This is a genomic window from Anaeromusa acidaminophila DSM 3853 (genome assembly GCF_000374545.1).
Lineage (GTDB): Bacteria > Bacillota > Negativicutes > Anaeromusales > Anaeromusaceae > Anaeromusa > Anaeromusa acidaminophila.
Genome location: NZ_KB894615.1, coordinates 1 through 18866, shown reverse-complemented (window position 1 = coordinate 18866; position 18866 = coordinate 1). Strand labels below are relative to the sequence as shown.

At 43.2% G+C, this 18866-nt stretch carries 17 protein-coding genes; 15 read left to right on the top strand and 2 right to left on the bottom strand.

Annotated elements, in window-relative coordinates; translation table 11 throughout:
* The 6 genes from C508_RS19985 to C508_RS0116545 form a co-directional block, all read left to right on the top strand.
* The coding region (locus tag C508_RS19985; protein WP_018704693.1) for a transposase at positions 1–222 on the top strand (222 nt) is incomplete at its 5' end.
* A 60-nt stretch (positions 223–282) separates the two neighbouring features.
* Positions 283–591: a hypothetical protein gene (locus C508_RS0116565; protein ID WP_018704692.1), complete on the top strand. Its 309-nt coding sequence runs from the start codon at positions 283–285 to the stop codon at positions 589–591.
* A 209-nt stretch (positions 592–800) separates the two neighbouring features.
* Positions 801–1880 carry an N-acetylmuramoyl-L-alanine amidase family protein gene (locus tag C508_RS0116560; protein ID WP_018704691.1) on the top strand — a complete coding sequence of 360 codons (1080 nt, stop codon included), beginning with the start codon at positions 801–803 and terminating at the stop codon, positions 1878–1880.
* 139 nt (positions 1881–2019) lie between these two features.
* Positions 2020–2580, top strand: coding sequence for a hypothetical protein (locus C508_RS0116555; RefSeq protein WP_018704690.1), 561 nt, complete (start codon positions 2020–2022; stop codon positions 2578–2580).
* Between the two features lie 89 nt (positions 2581–2669).
* Positions 2670–4244, top strand: coding sequence for a DUF4127 family protein (locus C508_RS0116550; protein WP_018704689.1), 1575 nt, complete (start codon positions 2670–2672; stop codon positions 4242–4244).
* 88 nt (positions 4245–4332) lie between these two features.
* Positions 4333–5343 carry a DUF3089 domain-containing protein gene (locus C508_RS0116545; RefSeq protein WP_018704688.1) on the top strand — a complete coding sequence of 337 codons (1011 nt, stop codon included), beginning with the start codon at positions 4333–4335 and terminating at the stop codon, positions 5341–5343.
* A gap of 113 nt (positions 5344–5456) precedes the next feature.
* Here C508_RS0116545 and C508_RS19065 read toward each other — a convergent pair whose 3' ends face one another.
* Positions 5457–6341 carry a tetratricopeptide repeat protein gene (locus C508_RS19065; RefSeq protein WP_018704687.1) on the bottom strand — a complete coding sequence of 295 codons (885 nt, stop codon included), beginning with the start codon at positions 6339–6341 and terminating at the stop codon, positions 5457–5459.
* Between the two features lie 352 nt (positions 6342–6693).
* Here C508_RS19065 and C508_RS0116535 point away from each other — a divergent pair, with 352 nt between their 5' ends.
* The 9 genes from C508_RS0116535 to C508_RS19700 all read left to right on the top strand — a co-directional run bounded on the left by C508_RS0116535 (position 6694) and on the right by C508_RS19700 (position 18473).
* Complete coding sequence (locus C508_RS0116535; RefSeq protein ID WP_039797710.1) at positions 6694–7815, top strand: GGDEF domain-containing protein; 1122 nt, start codon at positions 6694–6696, stop codon at positions 7813–7815.
* A gap of 172 nt (positions 7816–7987) precedes the next feature.
* The gene (locus C508_RS19060) at positions 7988–8605 is read left to right on the top strand and encodes a TetR/AcrR family transcriptional regulator (RefSeq protein WP_018704685.1); all 618 of its coding nucleotides are present in this window, start codon (positions 7988–7990) and stop codon (positions 8603–8605) included.
* A 148-nt stretch (positions 8606–8753) separates the two neighbouring features.
* A complete protein-coding gene (locus tag C508_RS0116525) occupies positions 8754–9632 on the top strand; it encodes a class I SAM-dependent methyltransferase (protein ID WP_018704684.1) in 879 nt (292 codons plus the stop codon).
* Between the two features lie 201 nt (positions 9633–9833).
* Positions 9834–11066, top strand: a complete 1233-nt coding sequence (fabF, locus tag C508_RS0116520) for a beta-ketoacyl-ACP synthase II (protein ID WP_018704683.1) — start codon at positions 9834–9836, stop codon at positions 11064–11066.
* A gap of 22 nt (positions 11067–11088) precedes the next feature.
* Positions 11089–11991, top strand: coding sequence for a helix-turn-helix domain-containing protein (locus C508_RS0116515; protein ID WP_018704682.1), 903 nt, complete (start codon positions 11089–11091; stop codon positions 11989–11991).
* A gap of 184 nt (positions 11992–12175) precedes the next feature.
* Positions 12176–12484 carry a hypothetical protein gene (locus C508_RS20455; RefSeq protein ID WP_071595811.1) on the top strand — a complete coding sequence of 103 codons (309 nt, stop codon included), beginning with the start codon at positions 12176–12178 and terminating at the stop codon, positions 12482–12484.
* Positions 12485–12642: 158 nt separating this feature from the next.
* Positions 12643–14745 (top strand): AAA family ATPase, encoded by a 2103-nt coding sequence (locus tag C508_RS0116510; RefSeq protein ID WP_018704681.1) that lies wholly within the window; start codon positions 12643–12645, stop codon positions 14743–14745.
* A 249-nt stretch (positions 14746–14994) separates the two neighbouring features.
* On the top strand, positions 14995–16140 hold the full coding sequence (locus C508_RS0116505) for an ABC transporter substrate-binding protein (protein ID WP_018704680.1): 1146 nt from the start codon (positions 14995–14997) through the stop codon (positions 16138–16140).
* Entirely contained in the window at positions 16137–18473 is a 2337-nt protein-coding gene (locus tag C508_RS19700; protein WP_018704679.1) for a bifunctional diguanylate cyclase/phosphodiesterase, read from the top strand. The genes C508_RS0116505 and C508_RS19700 overlap by 4 nt, the downstream gene beginning before the upstream one ends.
* Before the next feature lie 164 nt (positions 18474–18637).
* On the opposite strand, the gene C508_RS19975 is transcribed toward C508_RS19700, so the two are convergent.
* Positions 18638–18866, bottom strand: a 229-nt coding sequence (locus C508_RS19975) for an integrase core domain-containing protein (RefSeq protein ID WP_156817667.1), incomplete at its 5' end; no start/stop codon positions are given.

Below are 18866 nucleotides of genomic sequence, written 5' to 3'. Positions count from 1 at the left end.
ATTGACGCTCGAAAAATTGCATCCACCAATCTTCTGGAACGGCTAAACAGGGAAATACGCCGTCGCACTAAAGTCGTAGGCATTTTCCCAAGTATGGATTCCTACATTCGCCTAGTGACCAGCTATCTTATCGAATATAGCGAGGACTGGTCTAGCGGGCGTTCTTATATAAATCCTATGCTTATCAACGAAATTCAACAACAGTTGAGCAAAAGCGCTTAGCTATTTCGGAGTGCGATGGTTTTTGCGAACATTCCTTGACACTATCAAGGGGATGGAGCTATGTTGCAAAAAAAGAATGTAGAAAAACTTGTGAAGCAATTTTTGTATTTAAATACTTGTAACGTTCCCGATGGTTGTAATTTTCAATTTGGTGTTGAAGACTTGCTGAAAAATGTGTGGGAGAACCAAACTGAAACATATCGGCATGAATGCAATGGCAATATGGCGCAAACGGACAGAGAAACCATTGAGGAAGTTTTGTGGGACTTAGTGTATACTCGGGCGGTTACGCCGCATTGTAGAATAACAGCGAGAAGCCAACAGCATTTTTTTACCAACAAGAGGAATGTCGAAAAAGTAATATCCTGATGTGAGAAGGCCATCTTCTAAAGCGTCCCTTAGAGGGACGCTTTTTACTTAAACTTAGTAACCGATTTTGCGAGAAATTGTAACAAATTTGACATATTGAAAAGGTATAATTAGCAAGAAGAAGTTTGTAAAATAGAAACTGGTAAAAAGAGTAGGGATAAGGTGAAGCCGTCATAGTATCTGAAATATAGTACATAGGAGAGAGTATGATGCATTATCGCAGTTGTTTTATCGTCGCCCTGTTTTTACTATTGTTGATGCCGTGCCAAGCGGAGATGGCCTCCTCTAGTAGCTCGACTACGGCTCAGAAGTTGACGCAAGTGCGCTGGGCTAATCATACGGATGCGACTACCGGGGAAAGCAGTTTGCGGCTTGTTTTCGACGTTACCGGTCCGGTTCAGGCTGCCGGAAGCCTAGAGAGCACGACGGCGTCCCATTTGAAAGTGAATATTAGTGGCGCGGTGCCGGAAAAAGAAGCGGATTCGGTTAAATTAGATGGAGATATTGCTGATCGGGTCACTATTAATCATGGAACTGGGCAAACGAGTCTGATTGATATTGGGCTGCCGTCTACGATTAATGATAGTGACTATAAAATATTTACGTTGCCGAAGGATAGCGCAACAAACAAGCCATTTCGAGTGGTTGTCGATATCAATAAGCATGCTTCGCAAGCGGTTATCAAGTTTACTCCCGGTCTAAAAGGAAAAGTGGTTGTGATTGATCCTGGGCATGGCGGCTCTGATACGGGGGCGATAGGACCCGACAATATTCAAGAGAAAACGGTCACTCTGGCAGTTGCTTTGAAAACAAAGAGCATGCTGGAGCAAGCGGGAGCGAAAGTAATTTTAACCCGTACCGATGACCGTGATGTTTTTGCTCCGAATGATAGCGCGGTAGAAGAACTGGGAGCGCGAGCGGCTGTTGGTAATAAGAATAAAGCCGATGTGTTTGTTGATATCCATGCCAATTCGTTTAGTGATCCAAAGGTTAGCGGGATCGGTACATATTATTATCCAAAAACGATTTACGATAAAGTACTGGCTCAGAGTATACAAGACAGTATTACTCGAGGCGGCGGGCAAGTTGACAGAGGAACTTGCTCAGCTGAATTCTATGTTCTTAACCATACGACCATGCCGGCATTTCTGATTGAGTTGGGATTTCTTTCAAACCAAAATGAAGAAAAATTGCTCACTACGTCGCAATTTCAACAACAACTAGCCCAAGGAATTGTTAATGGCTTAGACAACTTTTTCAATCAAGCAGCTGCTAGCAGTAGCAAATAAAGCTTGCGCTTTTAGCGTGACTCCGTAGAAAACGAAAGCTCCTGTCAAATTTTCAATAATTTGGCAGGAGTTCTCTTCTTTTTAAGGAATAACACAAGCAGCAGTTCTATTATTCCTACGTTTATAAGGAGAGATTACGATGAAAAAGAATCGTTTTGGGGCGCTGCTCGTTGGGTTGCTAGTAATGCTGCTTGCCGTTCCTGTTTCGCAGGCCGGGGCAGAGCCCAATCAGCAGATCCTGGTAGATGCGAATAGTGGGAACACGTATTCAAAAATCGGTTTTGCGCTTATGAAGGAAACCATAGGGCCTTTGGCGCTTGGTATGGCTGCTGATGATGTTGTAGCGCAACTGGGCCAGCCGGGAGAAAAATCGGATGCGAAAATTTGGGGTGCTGATAAAATGGAGCACCAATATTGGTATTACCCTGCTAAGGGCGTTGAGCTTGGAATGATAAAAAGTGACGGCACACAGGTTATTGAGAGAATCGTAATAAAAAATTCCTGTGCTTATGAAACCCAGCGAGGTATTAAAATTGGCAGCAGTGAGACGGAGGTCCAAGCTGCGTATCAAGATGCGATGAATCCAGGGGCCAGCAGTCCAGGGAAAAGAATAGTTTGCGGCACGGTGTATGGAGGCATTATCTTTGATGTACAAAATAATGCTGTTTCATCCATATTTATTGGCGCTGCCGCCGAATAAATATGGAGGCTTCGTTATGGGCGAAGCCTCCTCGATTTTAGCCAAAAGAGATGGAACAAGACAGTAAGAGAAAAAGGGAGGATTGATTCATGAGAACTCTATGGAAAGAATTGCGGCTATGGGCCTTGGCGTTGGTGTTGTTGCCAAGCCTGTTTACCACCGCTCCGGCGGCAGCCGCTACGTTCTTATTTGTACCCATCGATGATCGGCCGGTCTGTTTGCAATATACGGTGGAGACGCTACAAGCGGCAGGGCATGAAGTATTGACGCCTCCGGTAGAGATCCTGTCTACGCGAGGCCGTCCTGGCGATGCGGATAAATTATGGGAATGGGTTTTCGCCCATGGCCGGGAAGCGGATGCCGTGATCTTGTCCGCAGATTCTTTGATTTACGGCGGACTGGTTCCGTCGCGGACGCATGAAATCGCCGAAGATGTACTTGCTCGCAGGGTAGCTAAATTTGCCGAGTTCAAAGCGGCAAATCCGAATGTCCCGATCTATAGCTTTTCTACCATTATGCGGACTCCCAAACAAAGCGCTGGCGGAACGGACGCGTCGTATTACGAGAAATATGGGTACCAGATTTATCGTTTGACGGCGTTGTGGGACATGAAAGAAGTAAACGGCCTTACCAAAGCGGAAGAGCAGGAAGTACAGCAGCTGACTGCCGCTATTCCTCAGGCCGACCTGAAAGATTGGATGGATCGGCGGGGGAAAAACTACCGAGCCAATACCAAGATGCTGGAAATGGCAAATCAAGAAGTCTTTCGCTATTTTATGATCGGACGCGATGATTCCTGGCCCTACTGCCAGTCTCACAAAGAAGCGCGGGATATGGCGCCGTTAACGAGCAAGCTGTCGAAAGCTCGCTTCGCTATCTTTGCCTCTGCAGATGAGGCGGGGATGCTGCTCTTAACCAGGGCTGTGAATGATCTCACCTTTCAAATTCCCCGTGTCTACACGTTTTATAGCCCTGGGACCGGGCCACGAACCGTGCCCGCCTATCAGGGAAACACAATGGGCGAATTGATGGATGCTAATATTCGGGTGGTTGGCGGCTACAAAACTTCGTCGCCGGAGCGGGCTGATCTGATTGTAGCGGTTGGCATGCCGTTTAACGGTGTGACCTTGGAAGCTGCTGTCCCTGAAAATACGGATACGTTACGCCCGGAAGTTAAAGTCTTTGTTGATGAAATGGCCGGATATTTGGATAAAGGAAAACGTCTGGCGTTGGATGATGCCGCGTTTAGCAACGGGGCGGATAATGCGCTGATGGCGGAGATGACTAAGCGCAAGCTGCTTCCTAAACTGGCGGCTTACGCTGGCTGGAATACGGCAGGCAACAGCACCGGTTATGCTATTTCCCAGGGAATACTGTCCGCTTCCACTTCATTCCCAGCGCGGGAACGGTTGATCTCCGTGCGTTTGCTGGATGATTGGGCGTACCAAGCCAACGTTCGCCAAGCGGTGAAGCGGGAGGTCGTGCAGCCGGGCGGAGCTAGTTCCGTGGATTTGGGGTCCTTGCGCTTACAAATCGAAGCCGCTACGACCGCCGGTTTAAAAGCCTTTGCAGTCCAACACTTCCCGGAATATAACATCCAAGGATTGCGGGCCACTCACCCGTGGAACCGCATGTTCGAGGTGAAAATTGATTTTGAAAAGTAGGTGGTGATTAGGAATTCTCCTTATTTTAGGCAATCCGGTTGAGTACTGTCTCTAGTGAAGTGACAAAAAAACGTTGAGGAGGTACGACATGAACGCGAGGAAAATTCTGGTGTTGGTTATGGCTCTTTGTTTTAGTTTCACTATGGCCGTTTCGGCCAACGGGGCTCAGGCAACCGATTACTCGAATCCAGCGCATTGGCTGGCGTTACCGGAGACGACGGACAAGCAAGTGGATGTCTTTTATCTGTATCCTACGGCTTGGCAAAAACAAACGCCTACCGAGCCGAACGTTTGTGAACTCGACAACCCCTCTATGGTGAGAGGTTCAAAGCTGGCCTTTGCCAGACAAGCGACTGCTTTTGAACCCGCCGCTAATGTGTATGCGCCGTTCTATCGTCAGGCGGACGCGGCGTATTGTTTGTCATTGCCAATGGAAGAGCAAGAAAAGTTTATCGGAGGCATACCTAAAGCCGATGCCTTTGCGGCATTCGACTATTACATCAAGCACTACAATAAAGGGCGTCCGTTTATTTTAGCCGGACATTCGCAAGGGTCTAATTTGCTAGTATTTTTGTTATCGGATTATATGAAGCAACATCCCGACGTATACGCCAGAATGGTGGCGGCCTACGTCATCGGTTATTCTGTTACCGATCGGTATTTGGCCCAGAACCCGCATCTGAAATTTGCGAAAGGCCCGGATGATACGGGCGTAATCGTTTCCTACAACACCGAAGCGCCAGTGGTTGAAGGGAACAATCCGGTTGTTCTGCCTGGCGCGCTGGTGATCAATCCGATTACGTGGACCCGGGAAGAAACCCTCGCAACCGCGGAGCAGAATTTAGGGTCCATCGTGCTGAAGCCAACCGGAGAAATTGCTGCTTACAACGTGAAAAACTATGCGGACGCTCGCATCGATAAAAAAAGAGGCGTCTTGATTTGTAGTACAGCTGACGTAGAAAAATTGTCCCCAGGGAATAAAGTGTTTGGCAAGGGTGTATTTCATAGCTTTGACTACCCGTTTTACTACAACAACATCCAGCAAAACGCCACTAACCGAGTAGAGAAGTATTTGGCGGCCATGAAAAAAGCGTCTTGATTTCATCTAGGTAGGCATTGCCAAGTTGGTTGAAGCTGAGGCGCCTGATACAAAAGAAATACGGTCATGAAGAAACCGCCTCAACCTTCGGGTTGAGGCGGTTTTCATTTACTCTAAAACCACTCGCTATTAGATTTCCAGTCGTCTTGCAGTCGAAGTTGAGCTTTGTCTCTATACTTTTTAGTTTCTGGGAGATTGGGGAATTCGGATAAGACTATTTTATAATAGTTGATCGCCTCGGTTTTGTTTCCCATCAACTCAAATGCTTGCGCTAGGTTAAAATTCATCTCTTTAAGGTTGGGATCAAGCCGAAGTGCTTGCTTGCAATCATCGATTACCTGTTTGTATTCTTTAAGAAGTCCATATATATCAGCTCGATACGTATAAGCGACTGCGAGATGAGGAGTCAACTCAATCGCTTTATTTAGATTGTCTAACGCTAGTTCATATTGCTTTTTCTTTTTATAAACAATTCCTCGGCCTAAATAGCCATTAGAAGAGCTTGGTTGCAACTCGACTTTTTTGTCAAAATCGGCCAAGGCCAAATCAAATAATCCTTTTTTAAGATAAGCATCTCCCCGATTATAATAGGCTGCATCATAACTAGGATTTAATTCAATGGCTTTACTATAATCTGCAATGGCTACATCGTAGTGATGGATATTGCTATAAGCAGTTCCCCGGTTGTAATAGATGATAGGACTACTAGGGGCCAGTGCAATTGCTTGGGTGTAGTCGTTGATCGCTGCATCAAATTGTTTTTTAGAAAAATAAGCATTGCCGCGATTAACATAAGCGGAAGCATAGCCAGAATTTAATTCGATTGCCTTACTATAGTCTAATATAGCCTCCGTATAATGATGTTGGGCTAAATCCTTATCGCCCCTATAAAGCCATTGTTCGGCGGTAATTCCTTGTTCTTCTTGTGTAGCTTCGGCATAAACTGGCACAGTAAAATAGAATAGCAACGATAGTGTCAGGTAAAGAATTGTTTTCATTTTAGCTTTCTCCTTATCGTTTATATACGTGCCCTATATTCTAGCAATCATCATCCAATACCTGCCAAGTGCGGGGTCATAGGTAGTCCAAATTGCCGATGCGTTTTGCTCTGAATACATCACTACTATAGACTCGCAAAAAACACTATGTGAAATTTTTGGAATGGGCAGGTAAACGTACTTTGTTATGGAAATGAATAAACGATAAGGACAGTATAATCGGCCTAGTAATATGATATAATCGTCTCTAAAAGGAACCGGAAGGGCGCTTGCGCAGGAGCGTCAGCGGAGATGAATCGTGTGGCGGTTCGTTGGACCACTGCTGAAGGGAGAAGGATGAACGATTGATACCATGCTTGTTATTCAGATGAATCTTTTCATGGTCCTATTACTATCACTTGTTGCGGTTCATGCTTTTTCTAAGCTCCAAAGAAGGGCTAATGCGGACCATCGGATGTTTTTGGCGCTGTTAGTACTAACGATGGGTATGCTGGTATTGGAGATTTTCAGCGTAGTGTTGAATTCGCCTGCCTTTATCGGCTTTATAACCGTACACAGATTGGTGGATACGATTGGATTTACATTGACGCCGCTGGTGCCCATTTTTGCACTGCTATTCATTCGTGCCAAAACAGACAGCTGCAAAAATATAAATAGAAAGCTTGTTTTGTGGTTAGGCCTACCTCTTTTCGTAAATACGATTCTATCAATAGGCAGCTTTCAGTTTAACTGGATCTTTTCGATAACCGATGAAAATGTGTATCTGCGAGGACCTCTGTGGTTTGTCTCGCCACTGACAAGTTATTTTTATTACGCCGTAAATCTACTGCTATTATATAAAGCTAGAAAAGGGCTTAATAGAGAAGAACTTTTCATCCTTAGCTTGCTTACCCTCAGCCCAGCCTTGTTGTCTGTGTTTCAATTGTATTTCTATGTGTATCTAACGATTTGGAATAGCATAGCGATTGCGGTTGTGATTAACTATATTTTTATTGTGCATAGCCAGGTGAAGATTGATCCGCTAACACGCTTGGGGAACCGGGCGGCCTATGATGAACAGCTTGAAATCCTGAATCGAAAAGAAAATCTTGTTTTAACCGTGGTGAATATTGATCTGGATAACTTTAAAACGATCAATGATGCCTTTGGACATCAGGAAGGTGATAAAGTTCTGCGACTATTCGCTGAGCGCATAAAAGAAGTATTCGATGGAAAAGGAGTTTCTCTTCGCTTAGGCGGCGATGAGTTTATCGTCTTGGTCAATGAGAACCGAAAGGAAATCGTAGAGACTTACATAAAAATCCTAAAAGGAAGCATGAAGGCATACAATGAAACTAGCGGTATGCCCTATCAAATTAAATTTAGCTATGGCATGGCTATCTTCAACAGCTCGTATAAAGATGTGCATGAACTCGTTCGGTATAGTGATAAACTCATGTATCAAGAGAAGAATAAGCGGACTGCAACGTGCTAATCACTAAGGGAACATGGGTGACATATAAGCTATCATGAATATTCATCTAAGTATGGTATGATAAATACAGCAGCAACATGCTTCGGTCATGTTACTGCTGTATAATGCTTTCTGGTGATAAATATGATAATAAAAATAAATTGTATCTAGAAGAGGATACGCTGGAGGAAAAATGGCACGTGGAGGCACTAAAGATAGGATAAAACAAGTAGCTCTTGTTCTTTTTGCGAAAGATGGTTATGAAGCAACAAGCATGGAACAAATTGCAAAGGGAGTAGGGATAAAAAAATCGTCGCTATATGCTTTTATTAAAAGTAAAGAGCTATTGTTTTGGGAACTATATGAAGAGCTTGAAAGCAAATACTTGAATTATATGCAGGAGCTTTTTTCAAGCTCCGAAACGATGGTGGCAGACGATCGGTTGCTATTCCTATTTAAGCGATATCTGTTGTTCTATCATGCCTCTGGCGCACAAGAAGAGGTGGCGGCTAGAGATTTTTGGATTCGTGTTATGTTTTTCCCACCAACGAGTTTTAAAGAGAAAATTATGGTGCGATCTCTAGGGTATGAGCAAGAACTAGGAAAAAAATATATTGAGATCATGATAGAAGGCATGACGCAAGGAACGATAAAAAAAGACAACCCGGAAGACCTTCTAATTTCGTTTTACAGTTTGCGTCAAGGGTTATATTCATTGATGACGGTATTTATGGAAGGCATGAAAAAGGAAGAGAAAGAAGAACGGATAGATAAAGTCTGGCATAATTTTTGGCAAGGAATTAAAGCCTAATGAAATAGGCGCTAGCGAAGCGCAATTTAAAAAAAAGAGTTGATAAGCAAGGAATGCTCTGGTGAATAAAGAGCGTTCCTTGACTTTTTTCTTAATACGATATAATATTTTACCTAACGAACGGTCGTTTTAAAGAGGTGGGGAAATTATGAACAACAGAGAAAAACAAAAAGTGTCTGCTACGGCAATAGGTACTTGTATTATGCGTGCTACGTCCTATTACGAAGACAGCTCTTATTATAAGAGCGATGATTTTATTGCGCCGCAAATGATATCTGCTGGCATGAAAGTTGCAGTAAAGCATAAGTTCTTGCGCAACATCTTGAAAAAAGCAATATTTAAAGTGCCGGGTATCTATGAGTATGTAATCGCTAGAACAAAATTTATTGATGCTGTATTCAATGCTTCCTTGGAGAATATAGAACAAGTTGTGCTTTTAGGCGCAGGTTTTGATTCCAGGGCTATCCGCTTTAAACAGCAACTAGAAAATGTAAAAATCTTTGAGTTAGACTCTTTGGCAACACAACAAGCTAAACTGGATAAACTTCAAAAAATGGAAGTGACTGTTCCGAGCAATGTCAATTATGTTGCCATCGATTTTAACCGGGAGTCGACGGCGGAAAAATTAGCGCAAGCTAACTTTCAAAAAAACAAAACCTGTCTATTTCTCTTAGAAGGACTAACGTATTATCTTGAAAAAGAAGCCATAGAAAGCACCATGAAAATGATCAGCGATCATTGTGCGCAAGGAAGCAGGCTTGTATTTGACTATGCAGATGCTGCAATCGCTAAACAGATCATGAATGTTGATGAAGAAGGCATAAAACGATTACAACGCGACCTTGCAAAGGCGGGAGAAACTCCAGATTTTCTTATGGAAGAAACTATACAAGACTATTTGCGTAAATACAATTTTTCAGTAATTGAAGAAGCTTCGTCTGCAGAGTTGGCTAATCGCTACTTTAAACAAAACGATTTTCTGCTAAATGCCCAACGCTTTAAACTTGTAAGTGCCGTAAAACGGTAGCTGAACTATATAATTGCTCTAAAAGCCTTAACCTTCGGGTTGAGGCTTTTTTATACCCTTTTCTTTTGCTGCAGCGAAAGCAAGAGTTGTTCATTTTTAAAAAATGGATGTGGTAGAGTGGTAACGTGTCCTAGTACCAGTGACTAGAAGCATATCCTAGAGCTATGAGGAAACGATAAAACGAACAGCGGAGGTTTCACAATGAATAGACGGGTAGTCATTACAGGCATGGGGGCGGTGTCTTCTTTCGGGTGCGGCGCAGACCGGCTTTGGCAGTCCATCAAGCAGGGGAAAAGCGGGATTAGTAGAATTGAGAGGGTAGATGTATCCGACCTGCCCACGCAAGTAGGGGCGGAGGTAAAAGACTTTGATCCCAGCCAGTTTTTAGAGAAGAAAGAACTAAAACGCATGGATCGTTTTGCGCAGTATGCGCTGGCGGCTACGCAGATGGCGCTGGAGGATGCCCGGATCGATCTGGCTGCGGTCAACAAAGAACGTATCGGTGCGATGGTTGGAACCGGTATTGGCGGGATAGAGTCCATCGAAGAGCAGCACAGCGTGCTGTTAGAAAAAGGACCCAGCCGGATTAGCCCCTTTTTGGTACCGATGATGTTGCCTAATATGGCGGCGGGGCTCATTGCCATCAAATATGGAATTAAGGGCTTCACCGAATGTACGGTTTCCGCCTGTGCGTCTTCGATCAATGCCCTTGGCGACGCGTATAAAATCATCCAACGAAATGATGCAGACATGATGATTGCCGGTGGAACGGAAGCCTCCATTACCCGTTTGGCGCTGGCAGGCTTTTGCGCCATGAAAGCCATGACGACCAATCCCGACGCCGCCACCGCGTCCAGACCGTTTGACTTGGAGCGGGACGGATTCGTCCTTGGAGAAGGAGCCGGTATTCTCTTTATCGAAGAACTAGAGCATGCCTTGCAACGGGGGGCGGCGATAATCGCTGAAATCGTAGGCTATGGCTGCACCAATGACGCTTTCCACATTACCGCTCCGCCGGAAGGGGGCGCAGGCGCCGCCCATTGCATGAAGCTGGCGTTGGCGGATGCGCAGATACAGCCGGAGGCCATTGGCTATATTAACGCCCATGGAACCTCTACGCCCTTGGGGGATAAATTTGAAACCAGCGCGATCAAAACCGTGTTTCAACAGCATGCCTATGAGCTGGCGGTAAGCTCCACCAAATCCATGACCGGCCATTTGCTGGGAGCCGCCGGAGCCATGGAGGCCATCATAACCGCCTCTGCCTTGAAGGACGGCTTCTTGCCGCCTACCATCAACTACAAGACAAGCGATCCGGCATGTGACTTAGACTACGTTCCCAACGAAGGAAAACCGGCGGCGCTGTCCTATGCCTTGTCCAATTCCTTTGGTTTTGGCGGGCATAATGCAACACTGGTACTAAAAGCGTTTTAAAGTTTGGGGTTGGTCATCGATTATGGTAGATATGAAAGAGATCGTAGCGGCCTGCGTGAATTACATCGAAGACAATATCTATACGAAGATTACCCTGGATGATATCGCCGGACAGGCAGGCATCTCCAAATACCATTTGCACCGGATGTTTAAATCCTTAACCGGAGAATCCTTGGTGGACTACGTTCATTCGCGGAAGCTTTCCGCCAGCATCAATGAACTGATTCATACCAACATGCGCATCATTGATATTGCCCTAGAATATGGATTCGATTATGAGCAGTCCTATATACGGGCGTTTCGGAAGAAGTTTGGCCATACGCCCCTCAAAGTGCGTGTAGAAAATCTATCCTTCATCATTACGGAAAAGCTGAATGTGCATGATATCTTGTCTGTCAACAACTCAATTATCTACAAGCCCTTCTTTGTGTATAAGCCCAAGATGTACCTGATTGGCCAGCAGCACAAAATCGTCAGCAAATCAGGGGACCGCACCGCCAACGCCTACGGCAACGACTTTTATTACCACCACAAACAAAAAATCGTCAACGCCGTCAATCCCGCCGTCTACTTCGGCTATACCGACTGGGGCTCCAACGACGAAGGCTATATCTACTATACCCCCTCGCTGGAGGCGCCGGATCTGTCGCATATTCCCGAAGGCATGACCGGCATCACCATCCCGGCCCATAAGTACGTAGCCTTCCGCTTTGTCGGCTTCTTTCATCCCAACGACATCAATGGCCGCCAAGTGGGCCGTTTGCTAGTCCATATGTACTCCAAATGGATATTCCAGTCCGGCTTCCAGTTTGCCGACACTTTTCGTTTTGAGTACATCGATACGTCCTTGTCAAAAGATAACTACTGCGAGCTGGACATCTACCAGCCTATTATGGAACACGACCGGAACGGAGCGGGCGAGTGAGGGTGATTGCAGACCAAGTATAAAAATGAATATAGAAAAGGAAGTTTTTGCAAAATGTTTGAGTGGTTGCAGGAACTTCCTTTTTTATGTGAAATAAGATGATTATAGTTTGAGTAAAACGGCGCAAAAGCGAGAAAGATTGAGTTGGGCGGGGATTTGCGTTAGATGAAAGGGAGAGGGTAAAGTGAAAAATATCTTTGTTGATTCTATTCTCAAGAAGCTTGAAGTGAGAGTTACGTTCAATTCTCATGAAAAAGGAGAAATTACCAGAACATGCATACCTTTCGACTATGGTCCGTCTAGGCGCTCAAAAGACCAAAGTGATAAATATCATTTTTATGATTTAGATAGTCCTGATGGAAAGCATACTTTATCAATATTACCAAACCAAATTAAATCAATCGTTCAATCGGAAAATCATTTTGATCCAGGTCAATATGTTAAATGGACTCCGAATTGGTTTATTGAACGCGATTGGGGTCCATATTCTTAATTTGATAGATTTTTAAACCCTTCTTGTTAATATGAGTGGTTTTCGAGAGAAAATAGTTCTTTTTTGTCAAAATGATTTGAGTCCTGAGTTGCGGAGATAAGGGGAGTTGGTAAAAGCTAAAAATACAACAAGAGTCATTGTTGTAGGAGGAGGGCGAAATGAATATTAGTATAACTAATTGTAACAATATTGATAATGGGTCGATCAATTTACTAGAAGGTCGGCTTAATATAAAATATGCTATTAATGGAACAGGAAAATCGACATTAGCAAAAGCGATAAACTTCTGTAATGTCCCAGAACAGTTAAAAAGTTTAATGCCATATAAATACTTAGCGGAAAATCCGGTAATGGAGGAGCATAAACCTTCAGTGGAATGCTTTCCAGAAATTCAAAAAGTATCTATTTTCAATGAAGAGTCTGTAAATCAATATACTTTTTTGCCAGATGATTTATTAGCAGATAGCTTTGAAATACTCATAAAAACAGCTGATTACGAAAACCGAATGAGGACGATTCAGCTGTTAATTCAAGAGATCCAAAATGCTTTTAGAGAAAATCCAGATTTAGATAGACTGATTGCGGAACTAACTACTTTTATTTCTGGATTTGGGAATGCGCAAAATGGTTACTCTAAAACTGGCTCAATTGGAAAGGGGGTAGCAAAAGGAAATAAAATTGCTAATATCCCCAATTCTTTGAGAGAATATACTCCTTATATTCAAAGTGAAATGAATGCTAGTTGGTTAACTTGGCAAAGCAAAGGTGCTCCATACTTAGATGTTGCAGAAAAATGTCCTTATTGTGCTGAACGATTAAAAGCTGAAAAAAAAGTAATCGTTCAGCAAGTTGCAGTCGAATATGATTCAAAGTATGTGGCAGAGCTTCAAAAAATGATAAGTGTTTTTCAAGCACTGCAGAATTATTTCACTGATTCTGTTAGAGATACTATTGAAAGGCTGTCAAAGAGTAGTATAGCCTTTAGCCAGGAAGAAATAAATTTTTTAAAAGAAATTAAAACTCAAGTATGTATTCTAAATAACAAATTGATTGAAATAAAATCTCTTAATTTTGGTACCTTAAAAGATGTTGATGCTGTTATTGTTGCTCTTCAAGGAAAAAGAATTGATTTGGCAATGCTAGGGCATATTAACTCTCCTTATACAATTGAACGAATATCTGTTGTGAATAATGCATTGGAGAATATCATTACTCAAGCAGGGCAACTTCAAGGAGAGATTAATCAACAAAAAAATCTTATAAGAAGAACTATTGAAAAGTATCATAAAGAAATCAATGGTTTTTTGGAAAGCGCGGGATACAATTATCAAGTTTCAATAAAGGAAGACCAAGAGAAAAATACATATCGGATGGTCTTGTTGAGTAAAGAAAATTTAGCACAAGTTAATGATGTAAAATTGCGTTTGAGTTATGGAGAGAAGAATGCTTTTGCATTAGTTTTATTTATGTACAGAGCTATAAAAGAAGAACCTGATTTAATTGTTTTGGATGATCCGATATCTTCTTTTGATAAAAATAAGAAATATGCTATTATGGAAATGTTATTTCAAGGTGCAGGGTCGCTACAAGGAAAAACAGTAATGATGCTTACTCATGATTTTGATCCAATCGTTGACTTAATCCATACTTCATGCATACGTTGTAGATTTAATCCCGTTCCAACTGCATCTTTTCTTTATAATGAAGAAGGCTGTTTACGTGAAAAAAATATTAACTCATCAGATATTCGCTCTTTCTTTGAAATTGCACAAATGAACATAGACAGTAGTATCGATGAAATAAATAAACTAATTTATTTGCGGAGACGTTTAGAAGCATGTGGAGATAAAGGACTAGCGTGGCAATTACTTTCAAATGTATTTCATCCAGGGCGGATCGCGCCAGTTCTCCAGGAGGCTGAGGGGACTCGACAGATGACTGTAGAGGAAATTGCTGAAGCTACTGCAATGATTATTGAAGAAATTCCAGAGTTTGACTATGCTAGAGTATATCAAAAAGCGCATGATAAGACACAAATGATATCTTTGTATAAATCTGTTATTAGTGGATATGAAAAGATTCAATTGTATCGAATAATAAATCATGGACAAATATCAGATACTATTTTTAAAAAGTTTGTTGATGAGGCATATCATATCGAAAACGATAATTTATTTCAATTAAACCCTACTGAATACCCAACTATTCCTGAATATATTATTAAGCTTTGTGATAATGGAGTTGCACTTTTAGAAGAATAAAAGTTTTCTGTGCTGCTTTCTGTTTTTGGATATTAGGGACGTTAGACAGTGTCAATAGATAAGCGTCAGGCCGTGTGAAATGAAACCTTCACACGGCCTGACGCGCTTTTGAAACGTATTGGCAAGCGTCGTTGGCTAGTTCGCAAATAAATGTTTTTTGGGAATAAGTGTAAAGAAGGATTGTTTCGCAACAGCTAGAAATTACCTAATTAAGAATTTAGAAAAGAAGAATAGAAAGGAGCCAAGAACATGAAGGATGGTAAACGCAATCTGAAAACTTGGCTCTTTTTTTGTATCAGCAGTTTGCTTTTTATCGCGGTAATCTTTCTGATTTATCATTTGTTTTTTTCTCCTATTAAACTAGGCTTTTCCGCTGGCCTTTCCGGCTTGAAATCGGAGCTGGGGATAAGCGGCAGAAACGGTGCGCAGTTGGCGGTGGAAGAAATTAATCGGAATGGCGGCATTCGAGGCAGAAAGCTTGAACTAGTCGTAGCGGATGATAAAAATGACGCTAACATTGCGTGTACGGTGGACCAGCGCTTGGCGGAACAAGGAGTAACTATTATTATTGGTCATATGGTAAGCAGTGTGGCCATGGATACGGTAAAAAATGCGAATGAAAAGAACCTGTTGTTAATTAGCCCGACGATTGCTACGGACGAGCTAACACAAATAGATGACAACTTTGTCCGCGTGATTGCTTCGAACAAGGTCCAGGGCTATAGTTTGGCGAAAGCGGTTTTACAAGAAATGGCGGTGCGGTCCATCGCCATTGTATATGATGAAAACAATGCTTCTTTTGCTAAGATCATCAAGGAAAGTTTTGAAACGCAGCTTCAGGGGAGTGGCGGAAAGGTAGTCGCTACTGAATCGTTCAAGAATCGTAACGATTTTAAACGCATTGTTTCGGCACTGCGTGAAAGCGAAGCGGAAGGCGTTCTCTTGATTGCATCAGCGATTGATGCGGGCCTGTTCTGCCAGCAAAGTCGAAAGCAAAATTTCAAGCTGCCTGTGTTCGCTCCTATGTGGACGATGACCAATGATTTTATTCAAGCTGGCGGTGCTGACGTTGAAGGGGCTTATTTAATTAGCCAGGTTGACCTAGAGAGCGAAACGGCCCTATATGTTGCATTTCAAAAGGCCTACCGAGAACGATACAAGGAGATTCCCTCTTTTGCTTCCATTTTGAGTTATGATGCCGTAATGGTTGCCGCTGCGGCTATTCAGGAAGCAGGGACTACTTCGACGGAGCCGGTGAAAGACGCCATTTTGCATTTGGGCGAATTTTCCGGGTTGCAGGAATCTATAAAAATGGATAGCTTCGGCGACGTGAAGAACAGCTACTATCTTTATCGCGTACAAAATGGCGCATTTAAAAAGGTGGGACGACTGTGAGATTAAAAACGTATTTAATCATCAGCCAGCTTCTTGCCGTAACCTTGTCTGTATTCTTGCTGGGCGCTATGAACTTTTACTACATGTATCAGAATGTGCAGCAAGACTTGCAGTATAAAAATGATATGCTGGCTCATGCGACCTCGCGAGAAGTCGCTGAGCTGTTACGTGCGCCATTACGATTGATGGAGCAAATTAGAGCTGTGTATCAGAATGAAAGTTTGGGAAGTCAAAGCGCCGCCGATGAGGTAGTAAATCACTTAATCCAACAGGAAAATTTTTTTGATCGAATCGAATTTATCGATGAAAAAGGATATGTTGTGAGAACCATTCCCCGTAATGAAGATATGGCGGATATGGATCGTTCGCGGTACGAGTTTTATAAGAAGATAAGTAATGGAACCTCCGTATATTGGTCTAATTCCTTTATCTCAACCGAAACCGGGCAGCCGACCGTTATTGTAGCTATGCCCGTATCAGGAGGAAGCATAGCAGGGTATCTTAATTTGCAGCGAGTCAGTAATATAACGGATGTCTTTTTCGAAATGTATGGAAGGAATGTGTTTGTCGCCATTACGGATGAAAGAGGCGTAACGATTGCTCATACGGATCGAGAGAAAGTTTGGCAGCGAGAATGGTCCGGCGACTATTTCGCTCTGCACAAAGACCAAAAGAATGATAAAGAAAGGCAAGTCGCTATTTCCGGGGTAGAGTATCTTGTTAGCGCCGAAGAGGTTAATGAGTCGGGCTGGCATGTAGTGGTTTACCAGGCGGTAGATGTTGCCTTTGCTACGCTGCACCGAATTCAATGGTTCTTTATTATTTCGGCGTCTCTTGTTTTAGTAGGCGGTCTTGCTCTTTCCTGGCGTAAGCTAGGATCGACGTTACAAGCGTTTAGCCGTTTGAATCAACGCTTTGTAGCCATTGCGGGAGGCAACCTGGAAATTAAGGCGGAGCATGAAGGGTTTAGTGAGCTAAATGAGATGGTGGATCATTTTAATCATATGGTGCACAATGTACGGGAGCGGGACCGTAGGCTCTATGAATTGGCGCATAAGGACAGTCTGACAGGGCTGGGAAATCGCAGCTTGTTTTTGCAGTGGATGCAGCAAGCGGTGCGGGAGAACAAGCCTTTTGGGGTCGTGTTTTTAGACTTGGATGATTTTAAACTGGTCAATGACTCTTACGGGCATTGGCAAGGGGACTTGCTATTGATCAAAGTCGCGGAAAAATTAAGGGCTATTGCGGGTGAAAATGCGGTTTTGGCTCGCCTTGGCGGCGATGAGTTTGTTTTTATTGTTCAAAATTGGGAAGACGCCCCAGGAATGGATTGGATTCAAAGGCTAAGCGAAACAATGGCTGAGCCTGTGAAGGTGAACAGCTATGTCTTTTCGACAGAGGCGAGTATTGGAATTTCTGTATTCCCGAAGGATAGCGGCGACGCGGACGAGCTTCTTCGTTTTGCGGATATGGCCATGTATCAAGCCAAAAATCACGGGAAAAATGGATTTTGTTTTTATGCGGAGAAAATGAATGAAGAGATCAAACGAAAAAATGAAATTATTGAGTCGCTTAGGGATGAAGAGATTTTTGACGAATTGTTTTTGCAATACCAACCCATATTTTTTGCGGATGGGAAAAAGGTTCGAGGCGTGGAAGCCTTGGTACGCTGGAACAACGTGAAACTCGGGTTGGTTTCGCCAGCGGAGTTTATTCCTATGGCGGAAGAAACCGGACGCATTAATGAAATCGGCAAATGGGTTATGAACGAAGCGTGCAAAACGCTGGCTCTAATCAATCATGGAAATAGCGAGCCGTATGTTATGGCGATTAATGTATCCGCCATTCAGTTAAAAGAGTCTGCTTTTCTTACTGAAGTCTATGAGATTGTCAAAGAAACCCGAATTGAGGCTAAATGGCTTGAAATAGAAATCACAGAGACGGCGTTCATGGGAAGATGGGAAGAAACGATAGCGATATTGCAACAGTTGAAGAACTTTGGCATTAGTATTGCGTTGGATGATTTTGGGACAGGCTATTCGTCCTTGTCGTATTTGCATGGGTTACCCATTGATACTTTGAAAATTGATCGTTCCTTAATAATGGATATTCTGGAAAATAAAAAAGCCCAAGCCATGCTAAACGGAATTATTGACTTAGCTCGGGGAATCGGGTTGAAAGCGGTCGCTGAAGGGATTGAAACCGTTGAGCAGGCGGAAATGATCCAACAAACAGGGTGCAATTATTGCCAAGGATATCTCTTTAAAAAGCCGTTGCCTACAACAGACTTGCTGGCCTTTCTTACTCGACGCGAAGAGGATGGATCGCGCTGAAAGTAAGGGGAGAGCAACAGGATAGGAAATGAAGCTGTTTGGGAATGGGATGCAGCTGTTGCAGGAGTACTGGAATTGACGCATTGGTGAAGAAAGCCAGGGGCGAGGGAAGAATAGCCATAACTGCCCTGCCCCCGAAAACTAGTCCAAAAAACCAAGTTAGTTTAAGCAACGCACACTATGGTTTGAGGTGCTGGAGGCTTGTATCCAAGGGAACTATGTGGTCGTATCGTGTTATACTCCAAAACCCAACGTTTCGTTAATATATCTACTTCAACCATGGAATCAAAAATTTCTCGGTTTAGAAACTCATCTCGCATTTTACTGTTAAAACTTTCGCAAAAGCCATTCTCCCATGGACTGCCTGGTTCAATGTAAGCAGTGGAAACTCCC

Bases quoted from the DNA above. Each gene is read 5' to 3' on its own strand.
- C508_RS0116525 (WP_018704684.1), top strand. From the start codon at position 8,754: ATGAACAACAGAGAAAAACAAAAAGTGTCTGCTACGGCAATAGGTACT.
- C508_RS0116510 (WP_018704681.1), top strand. From the start codon at position 12,643: ATGAATATTAGTATAACTAATTGTAACAATATTGATAATGGGTCGATC.
- C508_RS19060 (WP_018704685.1), top strand. From the start codon at position 7,988: ATGGCACGTGGAGGCACTAAAGATAGGATAAAACAAGTAGCTCTTGTT.
- C508_RS0116545 (WP_018704688.1), top strand. From the start codon at position 4,333: ATGAACGCGAGGAAAATTCTGGTGTTGGTTATGGCTCTTTGTTTTAGT.
- C508_RS0116565 (WP_018704692.1), top strand. From the start codon at position 283: ATGTTGCAAAAAAAGAATGTAGAAAAACTTGTGAAGCAATTTTTGTAT.
- C508_RS0116560 (WP_018704691.1), top strand. From the start codon at position 801: ATGCATTATCGCAGTTGTTTTATCGTCGCCCTGTTTTTACTATTGTTG.
- C508_RS19065 (WP_018704687.1), bottom strand. From the start codon at position 6,341: ATGAAAACAATTCTTTACCTGACACTATCGTTGCTATTCTATTTTACT.
- C508_RS0116535 (WP_039797710.1), top strand. From the start codon at position 6,694: ATGCTTGTTATTCAGATGAATCTTTTCATGGTCCTATTACTATCACTT.
- C508_RS0116550 (WP_018704689.1), top strand. From the start codon at position 2,670: ATGAGAACTCTATGGAAAGAATTGCGGCTATGGGCCTTGGCGTTGGTG.
- fabF (WP_018704683.1), top strand. From the start codon at position 9,834: ATGAATAGACGGGTAGTCATTACAGGCATGGGGGCGGTGTCTTCTTTC.
- C508_RS0116505 (WP_018704680.1), top strand. From the start codon at position 14,995: ATGAAGGATGGTAAACGCAATCTGAAAACTTGGCTCTTTTTTTGTATC.
- C508_RS0116515 (WP_018704682.1), top strand. From the start codon at position 11,089: ATGGTAGATATGAAAGAGATCGTAGCGGCCTGCGTGAATTACATCGAA.
- C508_RS0116555 (WP_018704690.1), top strand. From the start codon at position 2,020: ATGAAAAAGAATCGTTTTGGGGCGCTGCTCGTTGGGTTGCTAGTAATG.